The following is a 7,924-nucleotide window of genomic DNA, read 5'->3' on the forward strand; positions in this document are numbered from 1 at the left end:
GCTGATGGGCAGTTGCGGTATCTGGGTCGTGCTGATGAGCAGGTCAAGATCCGCGGGTATCGCATCGAGTTGGGTGAGGTTCAGGCGGCGCTTGCCCGCTGTGCCGGGGTGGAGCAGGCGGTGGTGGTCGCCCGCGAGGACCGTCCCGGTGATAAGCGGTTGGTGGGTTATGTGACCGGGACTGCTGATGTGGCCGGGATGCGTGCTGCGTTGGCCGAGCGGTTGCCGGCGTATATGGTTCCCGCGGCGGTGGTGGCCATCGATGTGCTGCCGTTGACGGTCAATGGCAAGCTCGACAGGCGAGCGCTGCCGGCGCCGGAGTATCGCGATGACGGTGGTTACCGCGCTCCTGGCGATGCCATCGAGGAGATTCTGGCCGGAATTTATGCCCAGGTGCTGGGTTTGGAGCGGGTCGGGGTCGACGACTCGTTCTTCGAACTCGGCGGCGACAGCATCCTGTCGATGCAGGTGGTCTCTCGGGCCCGCGCTGCCGGCGTACGGTGCCGCCCGCGCGACATCTTCGTCGAACAGACAGTTTCTCAGCTTGCCCGAGTGGCCGTGGTCGCTGATGGTGCAGAAGGCGTGGTCGACGAGGGCATTGGTCAAGTCGTCGCGACGCCGATCATGCGGTGGCTCGAGGGCATGGACGGGCCGGTCGATCAGTTCAATCAGACGGTCGTGGTGCAGGCCCCCGCCGGGGCGACCGAGGCCGATGTGCTGGTGCTCCTGCAGGCGTTGCTGGATCGGCATGCCATGTTGCGGGCCCGGGTGGATGATGACGACGCCGCAGGCTGGTCGTTGACGGTAGGCACGCCCGATTCCGTCGATGCGAAAAAGTACTTGCATTTAGTCGACGTTCTGTCGGACGAGGCGGTCGTTGCCGCACGTTCGAGCCTGGACCCAGCTGCCGGGGCGATGCTGTCTGCGGTCTGGGCGGCCTCGACGCGCCAGCTGGTATTGATCGTTCACCACCTGGCGGTTGACGGGGTGTCGTGGCGGATCTTGCTCGAGGACCTCAACATTGCGTGGGCGCAGCATCAGAACGGCCAGGCGATCGCCCTGCCTGTCGGCGGCACGTCGTTTGCGCGATGGTCATCGTTGCTGGCTGAGCATGCACAGTCGACTGCGACGACAGAGCTGGCCGCCACCTGGCGGAGGGTGGCGGCAGTCCCCCCTGCACTGCCGGCCGTGCAACCCGAGATCGATACCTACGCCAATTCCGGAACCCTGTCGGTCTCGCTGGACGACGAGACAACACGCCTGCTCCTCGGTGAGGTCCCGGCAGCGTTCCATGCTGGCGTGCAAGATATTTTGTTGATCGCGTTCGGGTTGGCGTGGACGGAGTTCCTGGGCACCCGCGGAGAACCGATCGGTATCGACGTAGAGGGTCACGGCCGTGGTGAGGATATGTCGTCTGACGTCGATCTGTCACGTACGGTCGGATGGTTCACCGCCAAATATCCGGTGTCTTTGGCCCTTGGTGGTCTTTCGTGGTCCCAGGTGACCGCCGGCGACGTAGCACTCGGTCGAGTGATCAAAGATGCCAAGGAGCAGCTGCATGCTCTACCTGATGGGCTGACTTACGGTCTGCTGCGTTATCTGAATCCGAATAGTGATGTCGCCGAAGCTGATCCGGCGATCGGCTTCAACTATCTCGGTCGTCTTGGCAGCGGAAGCGCCGACTATTCCGGTGATCTGTGGAGCCTCGACCCCGATGGTGCGGCAATCAGCGCCGTAGCCACGGCGGTTTCGATACCGTTGGCGCACACCGTTGAACTCAATGCCGCCACTCTGGAGGGTGAGTCGGGAACTCACCTACATGCCACGTGGACTTGGGCTCTTTCGGCGCTGAAGCAGGAGCAGATCGACCGGATCAGCCAGCTGTGGTTCGAGGCGCTCGCCGGCATCTGCGTCCATGTCGAACAAAGTGGCGGTGGTCTGACCCCATCCGATATCGCGCCCGCAAAGCTCAGCCAAGAGCAAATCGACGACCTCGAGCGCCAATACCGGATAGCTGACGTACTGCCGCTATCCCCCGTCCAGCAGGGGTTGCTGTTCCACACCGGAACTGTGCGCGACTCAGGCGATCCCAGTGATGTGTATGCCGTACAGCTCGACATTTCGTTGAGCGGGCCAGTCGACCCCCACAGGTTGCATGACGCGGTGCAAACGGTGGTGAACCGGCATCCGAATCTGGCAGCCCGATTTTGTGAAGAGTTCGACGAGCCGGTGCAGGTCATCCCCGCCGACCCGGTGGCGGGGTGGCGGTATGTCGAGCTGGATTCCGCTGGCGGCGTCGACGTCCAGGAACAGGTCCACCGAATCTGCGCTGCCGAACGTGCTGCGGTTTTGGACCTTGCCGAGCAGTCACCTTTCCGGGTGGCCCTGGTCCGTGTCGCACCAACCGGGTACCGGCTCGTGCTCACTAATCACCACATCGTGGTGGACGGTTGGTCGCTGTCGATTCTGCTGCAGGAAATCTTCGCCAGCTATTACGGGCAGCGGTTGCCTGCGGCGACGCCGTATCGCCGATTTGTGAATTGGCTAGCGGACCGGGACCGCGACGCCGCCCTGGCGGCGTGGGGTGAAATGCTCGCCGGTTTCGATGCCCCCGCCTTGGTTGGTTCGCCGAATCGGTTGGCGCATGGGCAAAGAGGCGCGCAATCGTTCCTCGTGCCCGAGGAGACCACGCGGGCGCTTGGCGAGTTGGCCCGGATGCACCGCACCACGGTGAGCACTGTGTTGGAGGCGGCTTGGGCGCTGCTCTTGACGTGGCTGACTGGTCAGCATGACGTCGCTTTCGGGGTCACGGTCTCGGGTCGGCCGACAGAGGTGGCGGGCGCGGACTCGATCGTGGGCTTGTTGATCAACACCGTGCCGGTGCGGGCGAATATCACGCCTGCGACCACCATCGCCGATCTGCTCGACCAGCTACAGAGCGCTCGCAACGACACTCTCGAGCACCAGCATCTAGCGCTACGTGACATCCACCGTGTGAGCGGGCACGATCAGTTGTTCGATACGCTGTTCGCGTACGAAAACTATCCGATCGACACCGGCACACCGTTGGGAGACGACGGGTTGGCGATCACCGAGTTCAGCAATCGCGAGTTCAACCACTACCCTCTCGCGGTGCAAGTCACGCCTGGCACCGAGCTGAGCGTTCGCGTGGAATTCGATACTGACGTGTTTGGTGCGGGCAGAATCGAATCACTGATCGACCGAATGCAACGGGTCTTGGCGGCCATCACCGCCGACCTGGAGCGGCGGTCGTGACCGGCGGTTCTTCGAGGCCTCTGCTATCGATCGACCTGCTCAACGGCGGCGAGCACGCCCAGCTCGATGAATGGGGCAACCGGGCGGTACTGACCCGGCCCGCGCGCCCATCGGAATCGATTCCGGCGTTGTTCGCTGCGCAGGCGACGCGCACACCTGACGCGGTGGCGCTGACCTTCGACGGCCGCTCGATGACGTACCGCGAGGTGGATGACGCGGCCAATCGGTTGGCGCGTCTGTTGATTGACGAAGGTGCCGGCCCCGGACAGCGCGTAGCGCTGCTGTTCTCTCGGTCGGCCGAGGCGATCGTGGCAATCCTGGCGGTGCTCAAGACGGGGGCGGCATATCTCCCGATCGACCCGGCTGTGCCAGCGGCTCGGATCGAATTCCTGGTCGGCGATGCCGCGCCGATGGCCGCGCTCACCACCGCCGCGCTAGCGGATCGACTGGCAGGCTGTGACGTGCGGCTCATTGATGTCGACGACCCTCGCATCGGCACCTACTCGAGTGCCGGGCTGCCGGCTCCGGCGGCCGATGACATCGCCTACCTCATCTACACCTCTGGCACTACCGGTGTGCCCAAGGGCGTCGCTATCTCGCACCACAACGTGACTCAGCTGATGGAGTCCCTGGCCGCCAGGTTGCAAATGGCGGATCAGGTTTGGTCGCAATGGCATTCGTTGGCGTTCGACGTTTCGGTGTGTGAGATTTGGGGTGCTCTGCTACACGGTGGCCGACTCGTGGTGGTACCCGAATCGGTGGCTCGCGCACCGGAGGAGTTTCACGCGTTGCTGGTGGCTGAACAGGTCACCGTGCTGAGCCAGACGCCGTCGGCGTTCTACGCGTTGCAAGCGGTCGATACATTGCAGCCCGAGCTGGCGCGTCAGCTGAAGCTCGAGACGGTGATCTTCGCCGGCGAGGCTCTCGAACCTCATCGCCTCGGCAAGTGGATGGACAATCATCCAGAGAAGCCACGCCTGATCAACATGTACGGCACCACCGAAACGACGGTGCACGCTTCATTCCGCGAGATCGTCGCAGGCGACGCCGGCGGTACGGTGAGCCCTGTCGGGGTGCCTCTGGCCAATCTCGCTTTCTTTGTGCTGGACAAGTGGTTGCGCCCGGTCTCCCCAGGTGTGGTCGGGGACTTGTATGTGGCCGGTGCGGGGTCGGGGTACGGCTACGTCGGCCGGGCCGGCTTGACCGCCTCGCGATTCGTGGCGTGTCCGTTCGGCGGTCCTGGTGCACGGATGTATCGCACTGGAGACCTGGTCCGCTGGAACACCGATGGTGAGTTGGAGTATCTGGGACGCGGCGACGACCAGGTCAAGATCCGCGGCTACCGCATCGAGCTGGGCGAGGTTCAAGCTGCACTTGCCGGCTGTGACGGGGTGGAGCAGGCGGTGGTGATCGCCCGTGAGGACCGTCCCGGCGATAAGCGCCTAGTGGGTTATGTCACCGGAAACGCCGATCCCGCCGCGATGCGCACGGCCCTCGCGGAGCGACTGCCGGAGTACATGGTTCCGGTTGCCTTCGTGGTGCTCGATGCACTGCCTCTGACGGTCAACGGAAAGCTCGACAAAAGGGCGCTGCCTGCGCCCGAGTTCCGGGATGCGGAGCATTACCGCGCGCCGGCAGGGGCGGTCGAAGAGATCCTCGCCGGTATCTATGCCCAGGTGCTCGGGATCGACCGGGTGGGCGTTGACGACTCGTTCTTCGAGCTCGGCGGGGACAGCATCCTATCGATGCAGGTAGCGGCGCGAGCGCGGGCAGCTGGCGTGCGGTGTCGGCCGCGCGATATTTTCATCGAGCAGACCGTCGCCCGGTTGGCCGGTGTCGCAGAGCTCACCGACGGCGCAGGCATCGTGGCCGATGAAGGTGTCGGGCCGGTCGTGCCCACTCCGATCATGCGATGGCTGCAGGACGTGAACGGTCCGGTCGACCAGTTCAATCAGACGGTGGTGATCGAGGCCCCCGCTGGTGTCACCGAGACCGATGTGGTGGCGCTGTTACAGGTCTTGCTCGACCGCCACGGCATGCTGCGAGCGCGCGTCGATGACGACGGCGCCGGTGTGTGGTCGTTGACGGTGCCCGAGGTGGGGTCGGTGCGCGCGAGCGGATGCCTGCAATCGGTCGAAACGCTCTCCGATGAAGCGCTGGTGGAGGCGCGGTCGCGGCTCAACCCGACCGAGGGAGCGATGCTCAGCGCGTTATGGGCAACCGCCGCAAACCAATTGGCGCTGATCATTCACCATCTCGCCGTCGACGGGGTGTCGTGGCGGGTCTTGCTGGACGACCTCAATCTCGCCTGGACCCAACACCGTAGTGGGCAGTCGCCGGTGTTGCCGGTGGGCGGGACGTCGTTCGCTCGTTGGTCGGCGCTGTTGGCTGAGTACGCACACGAACCACAGGTGGTGGACCAGGCCGAGCTATGGCGGCAGGTGGCGGCGGCACCGGCGGCGCTGCCTGCGGTGCGTCCCGAAACGGATACCTATGTCAGCGCCGAGCACCTGTCGGCGGAATTGGACATCGAGACGACCCGGATGCTGCTGGGTGAGGTGCCAGCCGCATTCCACACCGGTGTGCACGACATCTTGTTGATCGCGTTCGGATTGGCCGTGGCCGAGTTCCTGGGCGATCACGACGGGCCGATTGGTATCGGTGTCGAGGGCCACGGGCGCCATGAAGAGTTGCGCTCCGATATCGATTTGTCCCGCACAGTCGGGTGGTTCACCGCCAAGTATCCGGTGGCGTTGGCCGTCGGCGGACTGTCGTGGGAACAAGTGGTTGCTGGTGATCCTGTCCTCGGCCCAGCGATCAAAACCGCCAAAGAGCACCTACTGTCCCTGGCTGATGGCTTGACATATGGCGTACTGCGGTACCTGAATCCCGATATCGACCTGGACGGAGACGACCCGCCGATCGGGTTCAACTATCTGGGGCGCCTGGGCGGACCCTCCGAACTCTCCGATGATCTCTGGCGAATCGGCCAAGAGGGTTTGTCATCGACCGGCGCGGCGGCTGCGGCGGTGCCGATGCCGCTGATGCACACGGTGGAGCTCAACGCCGTCACCCTCGATACCGATGGTGGCCCCCAATTGAACGCCAATTGGACATGGGCGCCGTCGTCTTTGGATCGCGACCAGGTCAGCCGCCTGAGCCAGCTGTGGTTCGAAGCATTGGGCGGCATCTGCGCACACGTGCTCGCGGGTGGAGGCGGGCTTTCGCCGTCTGATATCGCGCCCGCACGATTGAGCCAACAGCAAATCGATGAGCTGTGCCGGGAGAACGAGGTCGCGGACGTGCTGCCGCTGACTCCGGTGCAGCAGGGCTTGCTGTTTCACGCGAGAACCGCGCAGGCGAGCGATAACAGTGTGTACGCGGTGCAACTCGCCATCGGTGTAGACGGTCCGCTCGATCAGCACCGGCTGCGGGATGCGGTGCACACGGTCGTCAACCGGCATCCCAACCTCGCGGCGCGGTTCCATTCGGAGTTCGACGAGCCCGTCCAGATCATCCCGAGCCGTCCCGCGCCCGCGTGGCGATACATCGAACTTGACAGCGATGAGTCGAGCGACGAGGACAAGGTTCAACGTGTGTGCGCCGCCGAACGTGAACCGGTCTGCGATCTCGACCACCCGCCCCTCGTTCGAGCCGCCGTGATCCGCACGGCGGAAAATCGTCACCAGTGCGTCTTCACGTTCCATCACGTGGTGGTGGACGGCTGGTCACTACCCATCTTTCTGCAGGAGATCTTTGCCACCTACTACGGCCAGCGGCTGCCCGCTCCGCCGTCGTACCGGAGTTTCCTCACCTGGCTGGCCGATCGAGACGTGGATGCCGCCCACGCTGCCTGGCGTGAGGTACTCGCCGGTTTCGACACCCCTACTTTCGTTGGACCGCACGGCCGATTAGAGCTGGGGCAGCGGGCAGTCGCATCTTTCCGGGTGCCGGAAGCCACTACGCAGGCGCTTGCCGATTTGGCACGCGCGCAGCACACCACCGTCAACACTGTGCTGCAGGGTGCGTGGGCGCAGCTGCTGACCACGTTGACTGGCCAACAAGACGTAGCCTTCGGTGTTGCGCTCTCTGGGCGGCCTGCCGAACTGGCCGGCGCGGACTCGATGGTGGGTCTGTTGATCAACACCGTCCCGGTGCGGGCGAACATCACGACCGAAACGACCACCGCTGACCTGCTCGAGCAACTCCAACACGGGTACACCGACACTCTCGAGCATCAGCACTTGGCGCTCAACGAGATTCATCGGATCAGCGGCCACGAGCAGTTGTTCGACACGCTCTTCGTCTATGAGAACTACCCGGTCGGCAAGGCCGCGCTGTCGGGCGACGACGGGTTGATGATCACCGAGGTCAACAGCCGCGAATTCAACCACTACCCACTCGCGATGATGGTCCTGCCGGGTGCTGAACTCGCGCTGCGCGTCGAGTTCGACACCGATGTGTTCGATGCGGCGAGCGTGGAGTCGTTGATCGCGCGGTTGCGGCGGGTGTTGGAGTCGATGGTCGCCGATCCGTCTCGGCGGTTGTCGTCGGTGGATGTGTTGGATGCTGGTGAGCGTTCGCGTCTGCAGGAGTGGGGTAATCGGGCGGTGTTGACGCGGCCGGGGTCGGCTGCGGTGTCGATTCC

2 protein-coding genes are annotated in these 7,924 nt (G+C 64.2%); both read left to right on the forward strand.

Annotation, left to right across the window (positions count from 1 at the left end; translation table 11 throughout):
- Positions 1–108 precede the first annotated feature (108 nt).
- Positions 109–3,276 carry a condensation domain-containing protein gene (locus RMCN_RS32185; protein ID WP_165604502.1) on the forward strand — a complete coding sequence of 1,056 codons (3,168 nt, stop codon included), beginning with the start codon at positions 109–111 and terminating at the stop codon, positions 3,274–3,276.
- A gap of 191 nt (positions 3,277–3,467) precedes the next feature.
- On the forward strand, positions 3,468–7,924 hold a 4,457-nt coding region (locus RMCN_RS32190; RefSeq protein ID WP_409366082.1), incomplete at its 3' end, for a non-ribosomal peptide synthetase.

Source organism: Mycolicibacterium novocastrense, assembly GCF_001570485.1.
GTDB lineage: Bacteria > Actinomycetota > Actinomycetes > Mycobacteriales > Mycobacteriaceae > Mycobacterium > Mycobacterium novocastrense.